This is a genomic window from Pseudoduganella sp. LjRoot289, assembly GCF_964252925.1.
In the GTDB taxonomy this organism is placed as follows: Bacteria; Pseudomonadota; Gammaproteobacteria; order Burkholderiales; family Burkholderiaceae_D; genus Rugamonas.
In genome coordinates, this window is sequence record NZ_CAXUPN020000001.1 from 2317054 (window position 1) to 2338548 (window position 21495).

At 65.9% G+C, this 21495-nt stretch carries 21 protein-coding genes; 10 read left to right on the forward strand and 11 right to left on the reverse strand.

Annotated features, from left to right (window positions below; translation table 11 throughout):
• Positions 1-59: 59 nt before the first annotated feature.
• Positions 60-1127 carry a LacI family DNA-binding transcriptional regulator gene (locus ACSQ8Y_RS09765; protein WP_436266257.1) on the reverse strand — a complete coding sequence of 356 codons (1068 nt, stop codon included), beginning with the start codon at positions 1125-1127 and terminating at the stop codon, positions 60-62.
• Positions 1128-1223: 96 nt separating this feature from the next.
• On the opposite strand from ACSQ8Y_RS09765, the gene ACSQ8Y_RS09770 reads away from it, so the two are divergent.
• Entirely contained in the window at positions 1224-3005 is a 1782-nt protein-coding gene (locus ACSQ8Y_RS09770) for a glycoside hydrolase family 43 protein (protein ID WP_436266258.1), read from the forward strand.
• A gap of 80 nt (positions 3006-3085) precedes the next feature.
• Positions 3086-3271 (forward strand): DUF3606 domain-containing protein, encoded by a 186-nt coding sequence (locus ACSQ8Y_RS09775; protein ID WP_436266259.1) that lies wholly within the window; start codon positions 3086-3088, stop codon positions 3269-3271.
• A gap of 98 nt (positions 3272-3369) precedes the next feature.
• Here ACSQ8Y_RS09775 and ACSQ8Y_RS09780 read toward each other — a convergent pair whose 3' ends face one another.
• Complete coding sequence (locus ACSQ8Y_RS09780; protein WP_436266260.1) at positions 3370-4536, reverse strand: 4-hydroxybenzoate 3-monooxygenase; 1167 nt, start codon at positions 4534-4536, stop codon at positions 3370-3372.
• Positions 4537-4655: 119 nt separating this feature from the next.
• Here ACSQ8Y_RS09780 and ACSQ8Y_RS09785 point away from each other — a divergent pair, with 119 nt between their 5' ends.
• Positions 4656-5549, forward strand: a complete 894-nt coding sequence (locus ACSQ8Y_RS09785) for a helix-turn-helix domain-containing protein (protein WP_436269795.1) — start codon at positions 4656-4658, stop codon at positions 5547-5549.
• 8 nt (positions 5550-5557) lie between these two features.
• Here ACSQ8Y_RS09785 and ACSQ8Y_RS09790 read toward each other — a convergent pair whose 3' ends face one another.
• Complete coding sequence (locus ACSQ8Y_RS09790; protein WP_436266261.1) at positions 5558-6331, reverse strand: IclR family transcriptional regulator domain-containing protein; 774 nt, start codon at positions 6329-6331, stop codon at positions 5558-5560.
• Between the two features lie 139 nt (positions 6332-6470).
• On the opposite strand from ACSQ8Y_RS09790, the gene pcaH reads away from it, so the two are divergent.
• The 5 genes from pcaH to ACSQ8Y_RS09815 all read left to right on the forward strand — a co-directional run bounded on the left by pcaH (position 6471) and on the right by ACSQ8Y_RS09815 (position 12220).
• On the forward strand, positions 6471-7163 hold the full coding sequence (gene pcaH / locus ACSQ8Y_RS09795; protein ID WP_436266262.1) for a protocatechuate 3,4-dioxygenase subunit beta: 693 nt from the start codon (positions 6471-6473) through the stop codon (positions 7161-7163).
• A 12-nt stretch (positions 7164-7175) separates the two neighbouring features.
• Entirely contained in the window at positions 7176-7697 is a 522-nt protein-coding gene (locus ACSQ8Y_RS09800) for a protocatechuate 3,4-dioxygenase (protein WP_436266263.1), read from the forward strand.
• Positions 7698-7715: 18 nt separating this feature from the next.
• The gene (gene pcaB, locus ACSQ8Y_RS09805) at positions 7716-9197 is read left to right on the forward strand and encodes a 3-carboxy-cis,cis-muconate cycloisomerase (RefSeq protein WP_436266264.1); all 1482 of its coding nucleotides are present in this window, start codon (positions 7716-7718) and stop codon (positions 9195-9197) included.
• Positions 9194-10456: a bifunctional 4-carboxymuconolactone decarboxylase/3-oxoadipate enol-lactonase PcaCD gene (gene pcaCD, locus ACSQ8Y_RS09810; protein ID WP_436266265.1), complete on the forward strand. Its 1263-nt coding sequence runs from the start codon at positions 9194-9196 to the stop codon at positions 10454-10456. The genes pcaB and pcaCD overlap by 4 nt, the downstream gene beginning before the upstream one ends.
• Before the next feature lie 159 nt (positions 10457-10615).
• A complete protein-coding gene (locus ACSQ8Y_RS09815) occupies positions 10616-12220 on the forward strand; it encodes a methyl-accepting chemotaxis protein (protein ID WP_436266266.1) in 1605 nt (534 codons plus the stop codon).
• Between the two features lie 36 nt (positions 12221-12256).
• Here ACSQ8Y_RS09815 and ACSQ8Y_RS09820 read toward each other — a convergent pair whose 3' ends face one another.
• Genes ACSQ8Y_RS09820 through ACSQ8Y_RS09830 form a run of 3 tightly spaced genes read right to left on the reverse strand, consistent with a single transcriptional unit; the run spans position 12257 to position 15481 of the window.
• Complete coding sequence (locus ACSQ8Y_RS09820) at positions 12257-13450, reverse strand: ABC transporter substrate-binding protein (RefSeq protein WP_436266267.1); 1194 nt, start codon at positions 13448-13450, stop codon at positions 12257-12259.
• Positions 13451-13475: 25 nt separating this feature from the next.
• On the reverse strand, positions 13476-14453 hold the full coding sequence (locus tag ACSQ8Y_RS09825) for a PDR/VanB family oxidoreductase (RefSeq protein ID WP_436266268.1): 978 nt from the start codon (positions 14451-14453) through the stop codon (positions 13476-13478).
• Complete coding sequence (locus ACSQ8Y_RS09830) at positions 14450-15481, reverse strand: aromatic ring-hydroxylating dioxygenase subunit alpha (protein ID WP_436266269.1); 1032 nt, start codon at positions 15479-15481, stop codon at positions 14450-14452. Before ACSQ8Y_RS09830 ends, ACSQ8Y_RS09825 begins: the two co-directional genes overlap by 4 nt.
• 115 nt (positions 15482-15596) lie before the next feature.
• Between ACSQ8Y_RS09830 and ACSQ8Y_RS09835 the strand changes: the two genes are divergently transcribed.
• Both ACSQ8Y_RS09835 and ACSQ8Y_RS09840 read left to right on the forward strand, forming a co-directional pair.
• Entirely contained in the window at positions 15597-16073 is a 477-nt protein-coding gene (locus ACSQ8Y_RS09835; RefSeq protein WP_436266270.1) for a MarR family winged helix-turn-helix transcriptional regulator, read from the forward strand.
• Positions 16074-16220: 147 nt separating this feature from the next.
• Positions 16221-16685 (forward strand): cache domain-containing protein, encoded by a 465-nt coding sequence (locus tag ACSQ8Y_RS09840; RefSeq protein ID WP_436266271.1) that lies wholly within the window; start codon positions 16221-16223, stop codon positions 16683-16685.
• A gap of 6 nt (positions 16686-16691) precedes the next feature.
• Here the strand turns inward: ACSQ8Y_RS09840 and ACSQ8Y_RS09845 are convergent, their stop codons facing one another.
• The 5 genes from ACSQ8Y_RS09845 to pcaF all read right to left on the reverse strand — a co-directional run bounded on the left by ACSQ8Y_RS09845 (position 16692) and on the right by pcaF (position 21486).
• Entirely contained in the window at positions 16692-17393 is a 702-nt protein-coding gene (locus ACSQ8Y_RS09845; protein ID WP_436266272.1) for an ABC transporter ATP-binding protein, read from the reverse strand.
• Positions 17386-18240, reverse strand: a complete 855-nt coding sequence (locus tag ACSQ8Y_RS09850; protein ID WP_436266273.1) for an ABC transporter ATP-binding protein — start codon at positions 18238-18240, stop codon at positions 17386-17388. Before ACSQ8Y_RS09850 ends, ACSQ8Y_RS09845 begins: the two co-directional genes overlap by 8 nt.
• Positions 18237-19208, reverse strand: coding sequence for a branched-chain amino acid ABC transporter permease (locus ACSQ8Y_RS09855; RefSeq protein ID WP_436269796.1), 972 nt, complete (start codon positions 19206-19208; stop codon positions 18237-18239). The genes ACSQ8Y_RS09850 and ACSQ8Y_RS09855 overlap by 4 nt, the downstream gene beginning before the upstream one ends.
• A 128-nt stretch (positions 19209-19336) precedes the next feature.
• Positions 19337-20203, reverse strand: a complete 867-nt coding sequence (locus ACSQ8Y_RS09860) for a branched-chain amino acid ABC transporter permease (RefSeq protein ID WP_436266274.1) — start codon at positions 20201-20203, stop codon at positions 19337-19339.
• An 80-nt stretch (positions 20204-20283) separates the two neighbouring features.
• Positions 20284-21486: a 3-oxoadipyl-CoA thiolase gene (pcaF, locus tag ACSQ8Y_RS09865; RefSeq protein WP_436266275.1), complete on the reverse strand. Its 1203-nt coding sequence runs from the start codon at positions 21484-21486 to the stop codon at positions 20284-20286.
• Positions 21487-21495 lie beyond the last annotated feature (9 nt).

Here is a 21495-nt window from a genome sequence, read left to right on the forward strand (position 1 = left end):
ATGCATAGACGTTGTCAACCAATGTCCGAGCGACTGTCGCTACTTAGTTCAAACCCGGCTCAAAGCCACTCGCGCATAGGCGGGCGCACCCGTGGCGCGGCGTCGGACTGGCGCCGTATCAGCGAGAAATCAGCCAGCAAGTGTTCGGCCTCGTGCGGCAGCAGGTCGCGTTGCGCCTGTACATGCCGCGCCACGCAACGCACCGCCAATTCGGCCATGTCGGAAATCGGCTGGCGCACCGTGGTGAGCGCGGGCCAGATGGTCATGGCCAGCGCCGTATCGTCGAAGCCGGTGACAGTGAGGTCGCCCGGCACGTCCAGCCGCAGCCGGTGCGCCACGGCGACGGCCGCAGCGGCCATGTCGTCGTTGCTGGCGAAGATGGCAGTGGGCCGGTCGGGCAAGGCCAGCAGGCGCTCCGCCGCATCCAGCCCCGAGCGGTAGTTGAACAGGCCGGGGGCCACCAGTTCGGGCGACAAGTCGCCGCCAAACTCCCGCAGCGCCGCCTGGTAGCCGGCCAGCCGCGGCAGGCTGACGGATTGCTCGGGATGCCCCATCACGAAGCCGATGCGCTCGTGGCCCAGCTCGATCAAATGCTGCGTCATGCGGTACGCCGCTTCGCGGTCGTCGATGCTGACCGCGTTGACGCGCTTGTCCGGGCGCCCGGAGGCCACCACAACCAGGGGAATGCCTGCCTCGGCGATCAGGTCGACGATGGCAGGGACGTCGCACAGCGGCGGCGGCAGGATGATGCCATCCAGGCTGCTGTCGATCAGCCTTTGCGTTTGTGCGATGGCCGGCTCCCCCAGCTCGCATTGTTCAACGAATAATTGCGCATTGTTCAAGCTCGCCTGGCTCAACAGCCCCAGCAGAAACTCGGCGAGGTAGGCGCCGCTCGGCTTGCTGTACAAAAAGCCGATCCGGATCGGTTTCAAGCCTGCAATGCTGCGCGCCTCCGGGTTGGGCGCGTAGCTGAGCGCGGCCACGGCATCGGAAACCCGCTTGCGGGTACTGCCCCGCACATTGGCCTTGCCGCTCAGGACCCTGGAAACTGTCATGGGAGAGACACCTGCCAGCTTGGCGACATCATGCATGCTGGGAATGCGTTTCGGCTCAGGTGTGTTCTGCATCGCGGCTAAATTCTCAAAGTTGACTGATACATTATGATACGCTGGAAAGAAATAGATTGCGCTACCATTCTAAAAAAAGACTTACAAAGGAGATATATGCAACATCAGGAAACCATGCTATCTACCGACGGCAAAGGACAAGCCGCTGCGAGGAGGACGTTAGGCCATATCCAGCAGATCGCCAGCGTCTTTGCCTGCATCGTCTCCGCTGCCGCGCTGAGCGCATGCGTCGGCGGCATCGGCGGCGCAGGCAGCAGCGGCGCAGCCAGCAAGGCGGCCGACGGCGCCGCCCGTTTCGAACACTTCAGCTACGAAGGCCGGACGCAGGAAATCGTCCAGCCCGGTTCCGGCGAATTCCGCAACCCCATCCTGGCAGGCTATTACCCAGACCCGTCGATCACGCGCGCGGGCGAGGACTACTACCTGATCAATTCCTCGTTCACGAACTTCCCCGGCATACCGGTGTTCCACTCGCGTGACATGGTCAACTGGAAGCAGATCGGCAACGCCATCAGCCGCCCCGGCCAGGCCAACTTCAATGGCCTGACCTCGTCGCGCGGCATCTACGCTCCGGACATCTCCTACCACGACGGCCTGTTCTACATCGTGACCACCTGCGTCGACTGCGGCGGCAACATCGTGATGACGGCAGCGAACCCTGCCGGGCCCTGGTCCGATCCGAAACCGCTCAAATTCAACGGCATCGACCCGTCGATCTTCTGGGATACGGACGGAAAGGCCTACATTGTCAATAACGATGCCCCCAACGAGACTCCCCGTTACGAAGGCCATCGTGCGATCTGGGTGCAGGAATTCGATCCGAAGACCTTGGCAATGACGGGCGAGCGCACGCAGATCGTCAACGGCGGCGTCGACCTGGCCGCCAAGCCAATCTGGATCGAGGGCCCTCACCTGCTGAGGCGCGGCGGCTACTATTATCTGAGCGCGGCCGAAGGCGGCACCAGCGAGCAGCACTCCCAGGTCGTGTTCCGCTCACGCAGCCTGCGCGGACCTTTCCAGCCCTTCGCGCACAACCCCATCCTGAGCCAGCGCTCCCTCGATCCCAAACGCAGTAATCCCGTGACGTCGGCGGGCCACGCCAAGTTCGTGCAAACGCAGAACGGCGACTGGTGGGCCACCTTCCTTGCCACGCGCCCCTACGGCGAAGACCAGTACAACATCGGCCGCGAGACCTTTTTGCTGCCTGTGAGTTGGACGGATGACTGGCCCATGGTGCTCGAAGCGGGCAAGCGCATCCCGTTCGCGCTCCCCAAGCCCAAGCTGCCGGCGCAGCCCCGCCCTGCCCTGCCGACCACCGGCGACTTCACCTATACCGATGAGTTTAACGGCACCGCGCTGTCGGACCAGTGGATAGGCGTGCGCACGCCGGTGCAGCCCTTCCAGCGCCTGGAGAACAATGGCTTGCTATTGGCTTCGGCCGGCAAGCTGGGCGACTTGAAATCCACCCCGGCATTCATCGGGCGGCGCCAGCAGCACCATATCGCCAAGGTGGAGACCAGCTTGACCTTTGATCCAGCGAACGACGGCGACCGGGCCGGGCTGGTGGCCTACCAGAGCGACCAGTCTCACCTCTTCTTTGGCTTGGCCCGTATTGCGGGCAAGAATGTCGTAGCGCTCTACACACGCGCCAAGGCGGATGCGGACGTCCTGGTCGCCAGCGCACCGGTGGACAGCGACGCCATCGGCTTGACCATGCTGGCCGACGGCGGCCGCATGAAGTTCACCTACAGCGTCGCCGGCGAGCCTAAAACGCTGGCGGACAACGTGGACGCGACCTTCCTGTCGACACGCAAGGCGGGCGGTTTTGTCGGCACGGTCATCGGCCCCTATGTGTGGCGAGCGCGGCCGGCGCCATGAAGATTCGGCTGAACGTGCGCTAACGCACAGAGGACGGGCTGCGGCATCGCTAGAATAGTGCGCAAAATTCAGGAGTACACATGCCGGAAAATTTTGTAGATCTGTTTCAGCGAGACCGCTCCCGTATCCACGTGGATAAAGAATGGGAAGTCGCTTACTGGAGCAAAAAGCTGGGCGTCCCGAAGGATACGCTCGTCGACATCGTCGGCGAGGTCGGTCCCGTGGTCGAAGATGTCGTCAAGAAACTGAAGGAATCCAGCCACTGATAAGAGAACGCCCCTCCAACGCCGCTGGCCAGCCAGCGGTCCACCCTCGCCTCCCGCTTCACTCATGCCTGCGCTGATGCCCGGCTACGGCGCATCCCTTAGAAAGCGCCGACGTAATTCTCCGCCAGGGCTGTCGCCATGGCACGCGAACTGACCACGCATTCCAGTTCGGCGCGCTGCACCTCGCGCTGGAACGGCGTGGCGTCGGCGAAGGTGTGCAGCAAGCTGGTCATCCACCACGAGAAGTACTCGGCGCGCCAGATGCGTTTCAGTGCACCTGCCGTGTACCCTTGCAGCCTGTCGTCCTTGCCCTGACGGTAAAACTGCTCCAGTCCCTGTGCCAGCAGCTGCACGTCCGACACGGCCAGGTTCATGCCCTTGGCGCCCGTGGGTGGCACGATGTGCGCGGCGTCGCCGGCCAGGAACAATCGGCCGGCTTGCATCGGCGTCGAGACGAAGCTGCGCATGCCGATAATATTCTTCTGGAAGATGCGTCCCTCGTTGACCCGCCAGCCGTCGTTGTTTTCCAGGCGCGCGTGCAGCTCCGCCCAGATGCGGTCGTCGGACCAGTTGTCCACGTGGTCGGACGGGTCGCACTGGAAGTACAGCCGCTGCACCGCCGGCGTGCGCGTGCTGACCAGCGCGAAGCCGCGCTCATGCCGCGCGTAGATCAATTCATCCGACGACGGCGCCGATTCCACCAGGATGCCGAACCAGCCGAAGCCATAATTGCGCTGGAAATCCTGCCGTCCCGGCGCCGGCATCGCAGGCCGCGTGACGCCGTGGTAGCCGTCGCAGCCGATGACGAAGTCGGCCTCGATGCGCGCCACCTCGCCGCCGTGGCTGAAGGTCACCGAAGGCGTCGTGGTATCGACGCCATGCAGTTCGACCGCGCTCACTTCGAACAGCAGCTGCGCCTGCGCCGCCTGCCGCGCCGCCACCAGGTCCTTGATCACCTCGTGCTGCGGATAGACGGTGATGGACTTGCCGGTCAGCTCCGTCAGGTCGATGCGGTGGCGGCGGCCGCCGAAGGCCAGCTCGATGCCGTGGTGCAGCGCGCCTTCGGCCCGCATGCGGGCGCCGACGCCTGCGTTGTCGAGGATGTCCATGGTTCCTTGTTCCAGCACGCCGGCCCGTATCGTGGATTCGATCTCGGCCTGGCTGCGCGACTCCAGCACGATGGATTCTATGCCGTTCAGATGCAGCAGATGGGATAGCAGCAGGCCCGCTGGGCCGGCGCCGATGATGGCAACCTGGGTACGCATGATGTCTCCGATATCGTTGTGATGTGCAGCCATCGTAGCGCCGGGACGATGAAATAAAAATGGAACAAAACGCTTAAAACTTGTACTATTTTTACTCGCCATCCATTCCACGGACCAACCTGCCCATGCCACGCAATAAAAAACCGGCACTGCCCGACGCCCCGCGATTCGCCCTGTACGGCGAGGAGAGACGGGCTGACAATGCCGAATCCGTGCACATCGAGCTGATTGAAACGCGCAGCCGGGTGCACCAGTGGCATATCGAGAACCACACCCACAGCGGCCTGTTTCAGGTACTTTTTCTGTTCGGCGGCGAAGTCAGCGCCAGCATCAACGGCGCGGTCTGGGCCTGCGCCGCGCCAACCGTGATCACCATCCACCCGTCGGTCGTGCACGGCTTCGACTTCTCGGCCGAGGCGCACGGCTACGTGCTGACGGTGGACCAGAACGTGCTGTTCGCAGCGGCGGAGGACCATGGCGGCCTGTACGCTCCGCTGTTCGTGGAACCGCTGGCGCTGGACCTGGCCGGCGTGGCGGAGTGCGCGCGGCTCGAATCGCTGCTGCGGCATCTGCTTGAGGAAGCGGCATGGCCGCAGTACGGCCATACGCTGATGCTGGAATGGCTGGCGCGCAGCGCCCTGCTGCTGCTGGTGCGCCTGCACGCGGAGCGCCGCTTCGCCGACCAGTCCGGGCGCGGCGACTTCGAACTGTTCAGCCGCTTCCGGGCCGAGGTGGAGCAGCACTACAAGGAGCAATGGCAGGTCGGCCAGTACGCCGAGGCGCTGCGGGCGGCGCCGGCGCGGCTCAACCGCCTGTGCCTTAAACTTGCCGGCAAATCGGCCTTCGACATCACCCAGGACAGGCTGATGCTCGAAGCGTGCCGCAAACTCACCTATCTGCCGTCCAGCATTGCCAGCATCGCTTATGAACTGGGATTCCAGGACCCGGCCTATTTCAGCCGCCTGTTCAAGAAGCGCATGGGCCAGACGCCCAAAGAATTCCGGGCCGGCTGACCTTCCCGTTACAGCAGCGCGTTCAATTCAACCTGGATCTTGATCAGTGCCGGCAGGCAGCGCTCCACCATCTGCTCGCGCGGCATGCGGCCGGCGTGCACGCTGATGTTCATGGCCGCCACGATATCGCCCCTGAAATTCTTCAGCGGCACGGCGATGGTGCGCAGACCCAACTCCAGTTCCTGGTCCACCAGCGCGTAGCCTTGCGCGCGGGTACGCGCGATCTCCTGCGCCAGGGCGTCCTTGTCGACGATGGTGTATTCGGTGATCCGCTCCGGCTGCGCGCGCTCCAGGAAGGCGTCGAGCTGCGGCTGCGGCAGGTGGGCCAGCAGCACGCGGCCGTTGGCGGTGCAATAGGCCGGCACCCGGGTGCCCGGCTGCAGCGTCACCGACACGAGCTGCCCGGCGCTGACGGCCGCAACGCACACCAGCTGGTCGTGATCGAGCACCCCGGCCGACGCCGCCTCCCCCACCGTATAGGCCAGCCGGTACAACAAGGGCTGCACGATGCGCGGCAGGCGCGCCGAATGCAGGTAGGACTGGCCCAGCCGCAGCACCATGGGCGTCAGCGAGAACAGCTTGTTCTCGTGGCGCATATAGCCCAGGTGCGTGAGCGTGATCAGGTAGCGGCGCGCCGCCGCCCGCGTCAGGCCGGTGCATTCGGCCACTTCCGCGATCGACAAGCGGCTGCGCTCCTGGTCGAAGGCGGCGATCACCTGCAAGCCCTTTTCCAGTCCCGCCACCATGTCGCGCTTGGCCGGGAGTTCGTCTGCAGTGTCCATGGCGTCGAAATAGAGTGATTTGTGCGAGTATCGCACAAAACGTGCGACTAGCGAATACCGCCCGACACAGCCCCATTGTGGCGCCGCGCGGCATTCCATACCATGGCTCATTACTGCACCAGCCCACAGGAGACCTGCCTTGAAATTCGATGCTGCCGCGTCCGGCGTCTATCCGGAACTGATCTACCCGCCCTACAAGTCCACGCTGAAGCGCGGCCCCACCCAGCCGCTGCTGCGCATCCGCGCCGAGCAGCCGGTGCGCGACAACCTGCAGCCGTCGCCGCGCATCCTGCTACCCAACGATATGGACCTGACGGCGCACGGCGATGGCGAACCGCTGGGCGAGAAAATCGTCGTCACCGGCCGCGTGGTGGACGAAGACGGCAAGCCGGTGCGCGACTCCCTGCTGGAAGTGTGGCAATGCAACGCCGCCGGCCGCTACCGCCACAAGCGCGACCAGCACCACGCGCCGCTCGACCCCAACTTCAACGGCTGGGGCAAGATGATGACCGACGCCGACGGCCGCTACCGCTTCGTCACCATCAAGCCCGGTCCCTACCCCTGGGGCAACCACGAGAAGGCATGGCGTCCGGCGCACATCCACTTTTCGCTGTTCGGCAATGTGTATGCGCAGCGCCTGGTCACGCAGATGTACTTCCCCAGCGACCCGCTGTTCGACTACGATCCGATCTTCCAGAGCATTCCGGACCTGGCCGCGCGCCAGCGCCTGATCTCCCGCTACAGCCTGGAACACACGGACAGCGACAAGATGCTGGGCTATGAATTCGACATCGTCCTGCGCGGCCGCGACGCCACGCCGATGGACAACTAAGGGAGCCGCCGCATGAGCCACTTCACCACTTCGCAAACCATCGGTCCCTTCTCGCATGAAGCCTGGCAATGGGCGGTTGACGCCAGTGCCGCCAGCCAGCTGGAAACGAGCGCCGCCACCATCACCATCAGCGGCGCCATCTACGACGGCGACGGCGTGCCGGTCAACGATGCCCAGATCGAAGCCTGGCAACCGGAAGCCGCCGGCGCCGAAGCAACGCAAGCGCTGCCCGGTTTCCGCCGCGTGCCCAGCGGCGACCAGGGCGAATTCAGCCTGCGCCTGTCGCAGCCCGCGCCGCCGTCCACCGGCGCGCCCGCCACCTTCATCACCGTCTTCGCGCGCGGCCTGGTCAAGCACCAGTTCAGCGCCGTGTTCCTCGAGGACGACAGCGGCCTGGCGCAGTCGGAGATACTGCAACAGGTGCCGGCCGAACGCCGCCCCACGCTGATCGCCCGCAAGACCGCGCCGGGCGTCTATCATTGGGATATCTGGATGCAGTCCGACAAGGAAACCGCATTCTTCGACTATGTCTGACCTGGCAGCGGAGTTCTCTTGAGCGTATCGATATTCGACAGTTTCCTCACCACGCCGGACATGATCGCCGTGTTCGACGACGCGGCCATCGTGCAGGCCATGCTGCGTTTTGAACAGGCGCTGGCGCAGGCGCAGTCCGTGCAAGGCATGCTGGCGCCGGAAGCGGCGCGCGCCATCGCCGGCGCCTGTGACGCGCGACTGTACGACATCCCGGCCATCGTCGCCGCCGGCCGCCGTGCCGGCAGCCTGGCGATCCCGCTGGTGAAGGAACTGACAGGGGCCGTCGCGCAGCGCGACAGCGAGGCGGCCACGCGCGTCCATTGGGGCAGCACCAGCCAGGACGTGATCGACACGGCCATGGTGCTTGCCACGCGCGACGCCCTGCAACTGCTCGACGACGGCCTGCACGACCTGTGCGGCCACCTTCTGCAATTGACGGAGCAGCATGTCGCCACGCCTATGCTGGCGCGCACGCTGATGCAGCCGGCGCAGGTGAGCAGCTTCGGCTTCAAGGCGGCCGGCTGGCTGGCGCCGCTGGTGCGCGCCCGTTCCCGCCTGCGCGAGTGCGCGGCCCGCGCACTGCAGCTGCAACTGGGCGGCGCGGTCGGCACGCTGGCCGTCATGGGCGAACAAGGAGACGCCGTGGCGGCCCTGGTGGCCGCCGACCTGGGCCTCAAGCTCGCCGACGCCGCCTGGCACACGCAGCGCGACGAATGGGTGCGCCTGGGCCTGGAGGTGGCGGTGCTGACCGGCAGCCTGGGCAAGATCGCCACCGACGTCAGCCTGATGGCGCAGGGAGAAATCGCCGAACTGGCGGAACCGTCCGGCAACGGGCGCGGCGGATCGTCGGCCATGCCGCACAAACGCAATCCGGTATCGGCCATGATCGCGCTGGCCGCCGCCACCCGCACGCCGCAGCACGGCGCGGCGCTGCTGGCCAGCATGGGGCAGCAGCACGAGCGCGGCCTGGGCAACTGGCAGGCCGAACTCGCCGAATGGCCCGGCCTGTTCCTCAGCGCGCACGGCGCCCTGCAGGCCTTGAACGACGCCTTCGCCGGCCTGCAGGTCGACCGCGCGCGCATGCAGCGCAATATCGACGCCTTGCAGGGGCTGGTGTTCGCCGAGGCCGCAGCGGCCTGGCTGGCGGCCGGCATCGGCCGTCCGGCGGCGCACCATCTTCTGGAAAAACTCAGCGTGGAGGCGGTCGCCAGCGGGCGTCACCTTCGCGACTTGCTCGCCGAAGCCCTCCCGGACATACGTGTCGGGACGCAGGCTGCATCTCCCGCTGCCATGGCCGCCGCGCCGGCTGCCACGCTAAGCGATACGGGGCCGGCCGGCAGTCCGCATGTTCCACTCGATCCAGCCGCGCTGGCCGCGCTATTCGACCCGTCCACCGCCGCCGCGCCGGCCCGGCGCCTGGCGCAACAGCAATTGCACCGCCTGCGCGCCGACATCGCCGCATTGAACGCCACCCCTTGCCATCACAGGACCGCCACATGAGCTTCGATCCCATCGACCACGACTTCGAGCGTGGACTGAACAACCGCCGCGCCATCCTCGGCGACGCCTGGGTGGACCGTTCGCTAGGCAACGCCAACAGCTTCAACGCCGAGTTCCAGAACCTGATCACGCGCTTTGCCTGGAACGAGGTCTGGGGTCGCCCGGGCCTGGAGCAGAAGACCCGGCGCGCCATGGTGCTTTCCACCACCATCGCCCTGGGCCGTTGGGAGGAGTTCGACCTGCACGTGCGCGCCGCGCTGCTGGGAGAGGCATCGAACCGCCTGTCGCCGGACGAACTGAAGGAAGTGCTGATCCAGTCGGCGATCTACGCCGGCGTTCCCGCCGCCAATACCGCCTTCACGCACGCGATGGTCATACTGCGCGAGCTCGGCCCGCAAATCGGCTACGTGCTGGAGCCCATGGCGCCGGCCGGCGCCGCCCATCCGGCCGCAGGCCGGGAGAGCCGCAGCGCCGGCCAGCCGTCGCTGCACTACACGGTGCGCGAGCCCCGCAACGGCAAGGCGCCGCGCCATACCGTCGTGCTTAGCCACGCCCTCGGCTGCGACCTGACGATGTGGGACGCGCTGGCCGGCCAGCTGGCTGCCGACTGCCGCGTGATCGCTTACGACCATCGCGGCCACGGCAGCTCGGACGCGCCGCAAGGCCTGTACTCGATGGCCGACCTGGCGGACGACGCGGCCGCTCTGCTGCGCGAACTCGATTCCGGGCCGGTGGTGTGGATAGGCGTGTCCATGGGCGGCATGACGGGCCAGGAACTGGCGATCCGGCATCCCGCGCTGGTGCGCGCGCTGGTGCTGTCCAACACCACCTCGCGCTATCCCGAGGCAGCCCGCGAGGCATGGCGCCAACGCATCGCGACCGTGCGCGAGCAAGGCATTGAAGCCATTGCGGACGCGGTGATGGGCCGCTACTTCCACGACGGTTTCCGTAGCACGCACGCGGCCACGGTGGCACGCTTCCGGCGCCGCGTGGTCACCACCGGCGTGCAAGGCTATATCGGCTGCTGCAACGCCGTAGGCACGATCGACACCACAGCACGGCTGGGAGGGATCGCGGCGCCGGTGCTGGTGATCGCCGGAGAGCAGGACCAGGGTACCCCGCCGGACATGGCGCGCACGCTGGCCGACGCCCTGCCCGAGGCGCAACTGCTGGTGCTCCAGGAGGCCTCGCACCTGGCTAGCATCGAACAGCCGCGGGCATTCGAACAGGCGGTGCGCAGCTTTATGGCAGCGCTTTAAATTCCGCGACACTGCCTAAACGCCGCCGAGCACCGCCTTAGGAATTTCCCTACGGCGTCTCTCATGCATCCCCACAGTCAAGCAATACTATCCCTATAGCAATAGTCATTGTCGAGCTATACCATGCTGCGACACGACGTCACGCCATAGGGATTCATCATGTTGCACCGGTTACGCACCATCAGTATCGCAAAGAAACTCGCTCTCCTGAACGCCAGCGCCATACTCGGCACCGTGCTGCTCGCTGCCGTACTGCTATGGTCCGAACGCACCCTCATCCGGGACGAACGGCAAGCTGTAGTGAAGCAGCAGGTGGAAACCGTGCATGGCCTGCTGGCGCACTACCAGCACCTCGCCGAGCAAAACCAGCTGTCCGCCGACGCCGCGAAACAGCAGGCGATCGCCGCCGTCAGAGCCCTGCGCTACAACGGCGACGACTACTTCTGGATCAATGACATGCAGCCGCGCATGGTCATGCATCCCACCAAGCCGGCGCTGGAGGGCAAGGACCTGAGCAGCAACGTCGACCCCAACGGCCTGCACCTGTTCGTCGAGTTCGTCAATACCGTTAAAGCCAGCGGCGGCGGTTTCGTGTTCTACCTGTGGCCCAAACCTGGTAGCGAACTGCCACAGCAAAAGGTTTCCTACGTCAAGGGCTTCGCCCCTTGGGGCTGGATTATCGGCTCCGGCGTCTACCTCGACACCGTCAACGATACCGTGCTGGAACGGCTGCTGGAGTTTTCATTTGGCACAGTGCTGCTGGCCTGCGTGCTGTTGGGCCTGGGCCTGCTGATCGGCCGCGGCATGCTGCTGCAACTGGGCGGTGAACCGGACTACGCTTCCAGGATCGTGCGCCGGATAGCCGAGGGTGATCTGAGCGTCCCAGTCGCCACCCGGCCCGGCGACCGCGGCAGCCTGTTGTTCGCCATGGGCGAGATGCGCAACAGCCTGCTGCGCATGGTCGGCGAGGTGCGCAGCGGGGTCGACACGATCGCGGCGGCGTCCAGCCGGATCTCCAGCGGCAACCGGGACCTGTCGACGCGCACCGAGCAGCAAGCCCAGGCGCTCGAACAAACCGCCGTATCGATGGCGCAACTGACGACCACCGTGGAACAGAACGCCGGCCACGCGCAGCGCGCCCATACGCTGGCGGCAACCGCATCGGACGTCGCCACCCGGGGCGGCGCCGTTGTGGCGCAGGTGATCGACACTATGGGCGCCATCAACGACTCGGCGCGCAAGGTGGTGGACATCATCGGCGTCATCGACGGCATCGCCTTCCAGACCAACATCCTGGCCCTGAACGCGGCGGTGGAGGCGGCGCGCGCCGGGGAACAAGGGCGCGGCTTCGCGGTGGTCGCTTCCGAGGTGCGCAACCTGGCGCAGCGCAGCGCGGCGGCGGCCAAGGAAATCAAAGGCCTGATCGGGGATTCGACGGAGCGGGTCGACGCCGGCAGCAAGCTGGTGGCCGAGGCCGGCGCCACCATGACGGAAATCGTGACCAGCATCGGCCGCGTGACCGGCATCATCAGCGACATCAGCGGCGCCAGCCAGGAACAGACCATCGGCCTGCAGCGCATCAACCAGGCCGTCACGCAGATGGACCAGGCCACCCAGCGCAACGCCGCGCTGGTGGACGAAGCGGCCACCGCGTCGATGGCGATGCAGGAACAGGCGCAGCACCTCGCTCAGGTGGCCAGCATGTTCAAGCTGGAGGAAGAGCGCCGCCCCGCCGCGCCGCAACGCCCCCTGCTGGCGGCCTGACGCAAGGCCGCCAGCAGGGGGGGCGGCTCCGATTGCCTACACGCCCGGATCGCGCACCTTGTCCACCTGGTCGAATTCGACATTGTAGAAAGAGCCGCCGCCCGCTTCGGCCTTGCGGATGTAGACGGTCTGAACGATGTCGCGGGTGGCCGCGTCGATGCTAACCGGGCCGCGCACGCTGGTCCAGGCCATGCCCTTCATGGCCGCCAGCAGCTTGTCGCCGTTGCTGTCGCCATTGGTCTGCTTCAAGGCTTGGTACAGCAGATGCATGCCGTCGTAGGCGCCCACCGAATGGAAGTTGGGCCGCATGCCCTTGTTCGCCTTGCCGAACGCTTCCACATAAGCCTTGTTCTCGGCCGAGGGATGGGCCGCCGAGTAATGATGGCTGCTGACCACGCCCGCCGCGGCGGGGCCTATGCTGGCCATCAGGTCGTCGTCCAGCACGTCGCCGGTGCAGATCAGGCGGATGCCGGCTGCCGCCAGTCCGCGTTCGGTGAACTGCTTGAGCACGGCGGCGCCCTCACCCGAGGGCACGAAGACGAACAGCGCATCCGGCTTCAAGTCCTTCACGCGCGCCAGGAAGGGGGCATAGTCCGGATTGCGCAGCGGCGCGCGCAGGCTGTCGGCCACCTTGCCGCCGCCCTCGCCGAAATCCTTGGCGAACACCTTTTCCGCATCCAGGCCCGGCCCATAGTCGCTGACCAGGGTGACCACGCTTTTGATCTTGTTCCTGGCCGCCCACTGCGCCATCGGCGCCGTCACCTGCGCCAGCGTAAAGCCGGTCCGCACGATATACGGAGAACGCTGCGGTATCACCGAAGTGGCGGCGGCCATCACGATCATCGGCACCTTGGACTGCGTGGCGACCGGCGCGGCCGCAAAGGCCAGCGGCGTCAGGCCGAAGCCGGCCAGTACCTGCACCTTGTCGCGCGTGACCAGCTCCTGCGCCAGCCGCTTGGTGACGTCCGGCGACACGCCGCCGTCGTCCTTGAGGATGATTTCAATCTGGCGGCCGGCCACGCTGGCGCCGTTCTGCTGCATGTAGAGCTTGACCGCCGCGTCGATCTGGCGGCCGGTGGACGCGAACGGGCCCGACATCGGCACGATCAGCCCGACTTTCAGCGGTTCAGCGGCAGCGGCGAAGGATGTGGTGGCGGGCAGCACTCCGGCCGACAGGGCGGCGGCGCCGAGCAGCAATTGGCGGCGCTGGCGGTTGATATTGTGTGGCATGGTGTCTCCTCGAATTCTCTAGTGGTTATAAGTCCAGCAGCAAGGTGCCGGTTTTGGAACGGGAACAGCAAGGGGTGAAGCAATCATTGGCGGCCTGCTCCGCCTCGTCCAAGTACAGGTCGCGGTGGTCGGGCACGCCGTCCAGTACGCGCGTCAAACAGGTGCCGCACACACCCTGCTCGCAGGATGCGGGGATGAACACCCCGGCATCGCTCAGCACGCGCAGCACGGTGCTGCCAACCGGCACGCTGTACACCTTGCCGCTCGATGCCAGCCGCACTTCAAAGGGCTGCTCGCCCTCGCCGCCCGCCGCATCCGCCGCCGGCGCGGCGGCGCCGAAGTACTCAAGGTGAAATTGCTCCCGCGGCCAGTCATGCGCCTCGGCTACGGCCTTCACATGGCCGATGAAGCCGGCCGGCCCGCAAAGGTAGATGTGGGTGGCCCGGTCCAGGCGCTTCAGCAGCGCCGGCAAGTCCAGCTTCTGCGCGTCGCCGCCGCCGTCGTAGTGGAAGTGCACCTGCGGTGCGAACGGCGCGTCGGCAAGGCGCTGGCGGAACGCGGCGCGTTCGGGCGAGCGCGCGCAATAGTGCATTTCGAACGCCGCTCCGCGCGCCGCCAGCGTCTCGGCCATCGCCAGGATGGGCGTGACGCCGATGCCGCCTGCCAGCAGCAGGCTGGATGCTGCTTCAGCCAGCGGAAAGTGGTTCTTCGGCGCGCTGATTCGCAGCGTGCCGCCGGCCCGCACCTCGTCGTGCATGGCTTTCGACCCGCCGCGCGAGTCCGGGTCGCGCAGCACGCCGATCAGATAGCGGTGGCGCTCCCCGGGCGGGTTGCACAGCGAGTACTGGCGCACCAGGCCCGCGCCCACGTGCACGTCGATATGGGCGCCGGCCGTGAACTCCGGCAGCGGCGCGCCGTCGGGGCTGACCAGTTCATAGCTGTGGATGCCCTCGGCCTCCTCGTGCTTGCGCTCGACCCGTACCGTCAGCAGACCCGCGCTCATGCCGCCTGCTCCTTCTCCAGCCACTGGTCCAGCAGCCGGCGCGACTGCACGCCGCCGGCATCGATGTTCAGCATCAGCAGCTTGCGCTCCGGATGGCGCAGGATATTGGCCTGCTGCAGTTCCAGCATCGCCTGGTCTTCGCCGAAGATCTTGCCCTGTCCCTCGCGTATGGTCGCGGTCAGCTCCGCGTCGTCCGGCTTGAAGTTGCGCGCCATGCCCCAGAAATACCAGTGCGAAGTTTCGCTCTCCGGGGTGATGAAGTCGACCACGATGCTCGACGCCTTGTGCTCCGGCGCGGCGTCGTAGCCGCCCTTGCCGGCATGCGCCACGCCGACTTCGATCATCACATGGCTGGGCGGCGTGAAGCGGCAGATCTGCCAGCGGTCCACGGGCACATCGTCGGCCAGGCCGTTGCCGCGCAGCGCGGCGCGCCAGAACGGCGGCGCCATGATGTTCTCCATGTAGCGGCTGGTCACAACCTGCTCGCCCTCCACCCTGGTACTCACGGGCGCCTCGTCGATTTCCTTCTGGCCTATGCTGGACGCGTGCACATAGGTCTCGTGCGTCAGGTCCATCAGGTTGTCTATCATCAGGCGGTATTCGCAGTTGATGTGATACAGGCCGCCGCCATAGGCCCACTCCGGATTGTCCGCCCATTCGAGATGGTGGATCAGGGCCGGATCGGCCAGTTCGCGTTCGCCGGTCCACACCCAGATGAAGCCGTAGCGTTCCTCCACCGGATAGCTGCGGATGCAAGGGAAGCCGCGCACGCGCTGGCCCGGCATGCTGATGACTCTTCCGTCGCAGCCCATTTCCAGGCCGTGGTAGCCGCACACCAGCTGGCCGTCGCGCACAAAGCCCAGCGACAGCGGCGCGCCGCGGTGCGGGCAGAAATCTTCCACCGCCGCCACCTTGCCCTCCGCGCCGCGATAAAACACGATCTTCTCGCCGCAGATCTGGCGCCCCAGCGGCTTGCCCTCGATCTCGTCCGGGGTGCAGGCCACGTACCAGGTATTTTTAGGGTACATCTCGTCTCCTTGTTCGGTTTTCTTTGATATTCAGTACACTGAATGTTATAAAGTATAGACTGGAAACCGGCGAAGTAAACGCCTGTGACGAATTCTTTTTACGTGGGACCACGCCATGCCGGAAACAGAGAGCAAATTGACCAACCTGTACGAACACCCGGGCCACCTGCTGCGCCGGGCGCAGCAAATCTCGGTGTCGATCTTCCACGACGAGATGGGCGGCGAGCTGACCCCCGTGCAATATGCGATGCTGCGCAACCTGGCCGGCCAGCCCGGCATCGACCAGGTATCGCTGTCGGCCGCCAGCGGCATCGACACCTCCACCGGCGCCACCGTGTGTGCGCGGCTGGAGGAAAAAGGCCTGCTGACACGCACCGTGATTCCCACCAACCGCCGTCAGCGCGCGCTCACCATCACCGCTGCCGGCGAACAGCTGCTGGCCGACCTGATCCCGGGCTCGCAGCGTTTGCGCCGCCGCCTGCTGGCGCCGCTCACGGGCCCCGAGCAGCTGCAGTTCATGGAACTGCTGACCAAGCTGGTGCAGGAAAACAACGAACAAAGCCGCGCCCCGCTGGCGGCCAGGAGCGATTGAGCGGGCGCGTTGCGGTACTTATCGAAACCGTTCGATAACCGCCCATGTGGGTGTTAATCGCACACCCGCTAAGGTACTATGCTTTACCGGTAATCGACTGCATCATGCGGCAGCCGGACCGCCTTCCCACCACAACAAGGAGACACCATGAAGCGATCCCACCTCACCCACATGGCCGGCGCGCTGCTGCTGGCGGCCGTGCTGCCCGCATCCGCGCAAAACGCCAGCAAAGCCGAGGCCATCGCGCTGGCCGACAAGGCAGCGGCCAACATACAGAAGAAAGGCGTCGAGGAAGCGTGCAAAGAGTTCGCGGACCCGAAGGGCGAATACATCCGGGGCGAGCTTTACGTGGTCGTGCAGGACATGCAATGCAAGATGGTGTGCCACGCCCTCAATCCCAAGATGAACGGCAAGGACATGCTGGAACTAAAGGATGCCAACGGCAAGCACTTCACGCAGCAGATGCGTGATATCGCGGCAGCCGACAAGACCGGTTGGGTAGACTATGTCTGGCCCAATCCGGTCTCGAAAGCGCTGGAGCCCAAGTCCGCCTACGTGCGCAAGGCGAACGAGAAGACCATGATCAGCGTCGGCATCTATTCCCAGAAGTAGCCGCCGTCAGGCCACGGCCACCAGGCGGTCCAGCTTGGGGCCGTCGGCCAGCAGGCTGGCGCTGTCCGAGTCATGGACGATGCGGCCGCGATCGAGCACGATGGCGCGCTGGGTCAGCGACAGCGCCAGCCGCGCATGCTGCTCCACCACGATCACCGACATGCCCTCTTCCCGCACCAGCGTGCGGATCACGCGCACCAGTTCCTGCACGATGATGGGGGCCAGGCCCTCCATCGGCTCGTCCAGCAGCAGGATGCGCGGATTGGTCATCAGCGCGCGGGCAATCGCCACCATCTGCTGCTCGCCGCCGGACAGCTGGTTGCCCATATTGCTGCGGCGTTCGAACAGGCGCGGGAAGATCTGGTAGACCTTCTGCAGATTCCACGGCCCCGGCCGCGCCACCACCGTCAAATGCTCCTCCACCGTCAGCGACGGGAACATATGCCGTTCCTGCGGCACCCAGCCCAGGCCGACCCGCGAACGCCGGTAGGTGGGCATGCGCGCGATGTCGCCCCCGTCCCAACGGATGGAGCCGCCGTGCAGCCGCGTCAATCCCATCAGCGTCACCAGCAAGCTGGTCTTGCCGACCCCGTTGCGGCCCAGCAGGGCCAGGCTGTCGCCCTCGTTCAATGTGAACGACACATCTTCCAGCACGATAGACTCGCCGTAACCGGCAGTGACTTTATCGAGCGCCAGCAATTCACGCATGCTCCGCCTCCCCCAGATAGACTTCCTTGACACGCGGATCCGCCGCGATCTCCGCCGGCGTGCCCTCGGTCAGCACTTTGCCGCCCACCATGACCGTGATGCGGTCGGCGAAGCGGAACACCAGCCCCATGTCGTGTTCGATGAACAGCACTGTCACGTCGCGCGGCAGTTGCGCCAGCACTTCGAACAGCTCCTTGCTTTCCGCCTGCGGAATGCCGGCGGCCGGCTCGTCCAGCAGCAGGATACGCGGCTTGGTTGCCAGTGCCAGCGCGATTTCCACCAGCCGCTGCTTGCCATAAGCCATGCTGCTGGTGACGCTGTTGGCCTGGTCGGTGAGCTTGAGCGTGGCCAGCAGGGCCATGGCCTCGTCGATCACCTCGGTATGGCTGGCCACCGTCTTGTACCAGACCGACTGCAAACCGCGCCTTTCGAAGATCGCCAACGCCACCGATTCCAGCACCGTCATGCCCGCAAACAGCGTGTTGAGCTGGAAGGTGCGCGTCATGCCGCGCCGCACCCGCTCGTGCTGCGGCAACTGGGTGATGTCCTGTCCGCCCAGATAGACCTTGCCGCCGCTGGGCATCAAGCCGCCGGTCAGCAGATTGATGAAGGTCGTCTTGCCGGCGCCGTTCGGGCCGATCAGCGCATGCCGCGCGCCCGGCTCGAACGTCAGGCTCACGTCGCTGTTGGCGACAAAGCCGCCCCAGCGCTTGGTCAGGCCTTCAGTGCGCAGCGTGATGTCCGCGCTGTTGTTTGCGCTGTTGTTTGCGCTGTTGTTTGCGCTGTTGTTTGCGCTGTTGTTTGCGCTGTTATTTACGCTGTTCTGCGCATTATTCTGCTTGCTCATGCCTGCTCCTTCCGTTTGAAACGGCCAGCCACCTTTTCCAGCCCGCCCAGGATGCCGCCGCGCGCGAACAGCACGATCACCACCAGCAGCAGGCCGATGTAGAACTGCCAGTAGGCCGGATTGAGGCCGGAGATATAGTCCTGCGCCAGCATGAACACGGCGGCGCCGACCAGCGCGCCGTACAGGCGCCCGGTACCACCCAGCACCAGCATGATCAGCAGCTCGGCCGAGCGCGGGAAGCCCAGCGAATCCAGGCCAACGAACTGCGTCGTCTGCGCCAGCAGCGCACCCGCCAGGCCGGCCACCGCGGCGGCGACCGTGAACACGGCCACCAGCCGGCGGTTGACGTTGACGCCGAGTGCGGGCATGCGGCGCACGCCTTCGCGAATGCCGACCAGGCTCAGGCCGAACGGCGACTTCACCAGCCGGCGCATTGCCACGAACACGATGAACAGCACGGCCAGGCTGTAGCAATATGCGACGTTGCCGTTCAAGTCGAACTCGAAGGCGCCGAACAGTTTGCCCACCATCATGCCGGACAAGCCATCCACGCCGCCGGTCAGGAAGGAGGCCTTGTTGGCGGCCTCGAACAGCATCAAGCCTATGCCCAGCGTGACCATCAGCCGCGTCAGATCCTGGCCGCGCACGACCAGGAAGGACATGGCGAAGCCGGCAACGCCCGCCACCGCGGCGCCGGCCAGCAGCCCGCTGAGCGGTTCGCTCCAGCCGTGCACCGACAGCAGCCCGGCCGTGTACGCGCCCAGGCCGAAGAAGGCGGCGTGGCCCAGCGAGACGATGCCGGCGTAGCCCAGCAGCAGATCCAGCGACAGGGCGAACAAGCCTACGATCATGATCTGACTGATCAGCACGAGGTAGCCGGGGAAGGCGAAATACGCCGCCACCGGCAGCAGCCAGAAGGCGATTTCCAAAGGCGACCAGCGGTCGTTGGGCAAACGGAGTGGACTCATTTTGCGTGCCTGGTCGATATTGTCGGGGGTGGCCGGCGTGCCGGCCGGGGTGCCGGCCGGGGTGCCGGCAGACGTGCCTGCGGACACGGCACCTGGAACCGTCTTGGCGTTTGTTTCGGCGACTGCGTTCATGCTTTCCTCCTGATCAGGCCGGCCGGGAACAGGATCAGCAGCACCACCATCAAACCATAGATGACGAAGGCGCCAATCTGCGGCACATAGTATTTTCCGGCCACGTCGAACACGCCGAGTATCAGCGCCGCCAGCAGCGGCCCCTTGATGGTGCCGGCGCCGCCCACCGCGACCACGAGCAGGAAGTAGACCATGTATTTCAGCGGAAACGTCGGGTCCAGGCCCAGCACGTCGATACCGAGGCCGCCACCCAGCCCGGCCAGGCCGGAGCCCAGCGCGAAGGTGAGGCTGAACACCAGGCCGACGTTGATGCCCAAGCCGGCGGAGGCGGTCTGGTTGTCCACCGCTGCGCGGATCTGCGCGCCGAAACGGGTGCGCTCGATCAGCAGTCCCAGCGCCACCGTGACCAGCACCACCACGCCGATCAGGAACAGCCGGTAGGCGCCGACGTCCAGGCCAAGCAGCGGCACCTGCCCGCGCAGCCAGTCCGGCAAAGTCACCGGCTGCTGCGTGGGGCCGAACAGCCAGGTCGCGCCGGCCACCGACATGAAAGTCAGGCCGATCGAAAACAGCACCTGGTCGAGGTGGCTGGCGCGGTACAGGCGGCGGTACAGCAAGCGTTCCAGCACCAGCCCGGCCACCGCCGATGCCAGGAAGGCCAGCGGCAGCGTGGCCAGGAAAGGCACGCCCAGGCGCGACAGCACGGTCACGCTGACATAGCCGCCCAGCATGGCGAAGGCGCCATGGGCCAGGTTGATGAAGTTCATCATGCCCATCGTGACCGACAGGCCGACGCTGATCAGGAAGAGCAGGCTGCCGTAGGCGATGCCGTCGAACAGCACGCCGGCGAAGTTGGCTAGCATGTGCGCCTCCCGCGTTGATTTTGTTTTTTCATTTTTGTCTCCACTATTTCTATCGCAACGCTATTGAATCACACTCTGATTCAGACCTTCTCTATGATCATCGCAATGCCCTGCCCCACGCCTATGCACATGGTGCACAGCGCGTAGCGCCCGCCGCTGCGGTGCAGCTGGTAGGTCGCCGTAGTCACCAGGCGCGCCCCGCTCATGCCCAGCGGATGGCCGAGGGCGATGGCGCCGCCGTTCGGATTGACGCGCGCATCGTCGTCGCGCAGGCCAAGCTGGCGCAGCACCGCCAGGCCCTGCGCGGCGAAGGCTTCGTTCAGTTCGATCACGTCCATCTGGTCCAGCGTCAGGCCGGTCTGGCGCAGCAGCTTTTGCACCGCGGGCACCGGGCCTATGCCCATCACCCGCGGCGCGACGCCGGCCGTGGCCATGCCGACGATGCGCGCCAGCGGTTTCAGGCCGTGGCGGCTGGCCGCGTCGGCGCTGGCGATCAGCAGTGCGCAAGCGCCATCGTTGATGCCGGATGCGTTGCCGGCCGTGACGCTGCCCTCGGGCCTCACCACGCCCTTCAACTTGGCCAGCGCCTCCATGGTGGTGGCGCGCGGATGCTCGTCCTGCGCGAACAGCAGCGGCTCGCCTTTCTTCTGAGGCACCGGCACCGTCATGATCTCGCGCTGGAATATACCCTCGGCAATCGCCAGTGAGGCCTTGCGCTGGCTTTCCAGCGCGAACGCATCCTGGTCGGCGCGGCTGACGCCGTAGTCCTGCGCGACATTCTCCGCCGTCTCCGGCATGGTTTCCACGCCGTAGGCATCCTTCAACGCCTTGTTGATGAAGCGCCAGCCCATGGTGGTGTCCTGCAGCGACGCGACGCGCGAGAACGCGCCATCAGCCTTGCCCATCACGAAAGGCGCGCGCGTCATCGATTCGACGCCGCCGGCGATCATCAGGCAGGCGTCGCCGGCCTGGATCGCGCGTGCCGCCGTGCCGATGGCGTCCATGCCGGAACCGCACAGGCGGTTGACGGTCGATCCCGGCACTTCCTGCGGCAGCCCGGCCAGCAGCGACGACATGCGCGCCACGTTGCGGTTGTCCTCGCCGGCCTGGTTGGCGCAGCCGTAGATCACGTCGTCCACCTGGTCCCATTGCACGCCGGGATTGCGGCGCATCAGTTCACGCAGCGGCAGCGCGCCCAGGTCGTCGGCGCGCACATCCTTCAGCGCGCCGCCGTAGCGGCCGATCGGGGTGCGTACAGCATCGCAGATATAGGCTTCGTTCATATCGTCCTC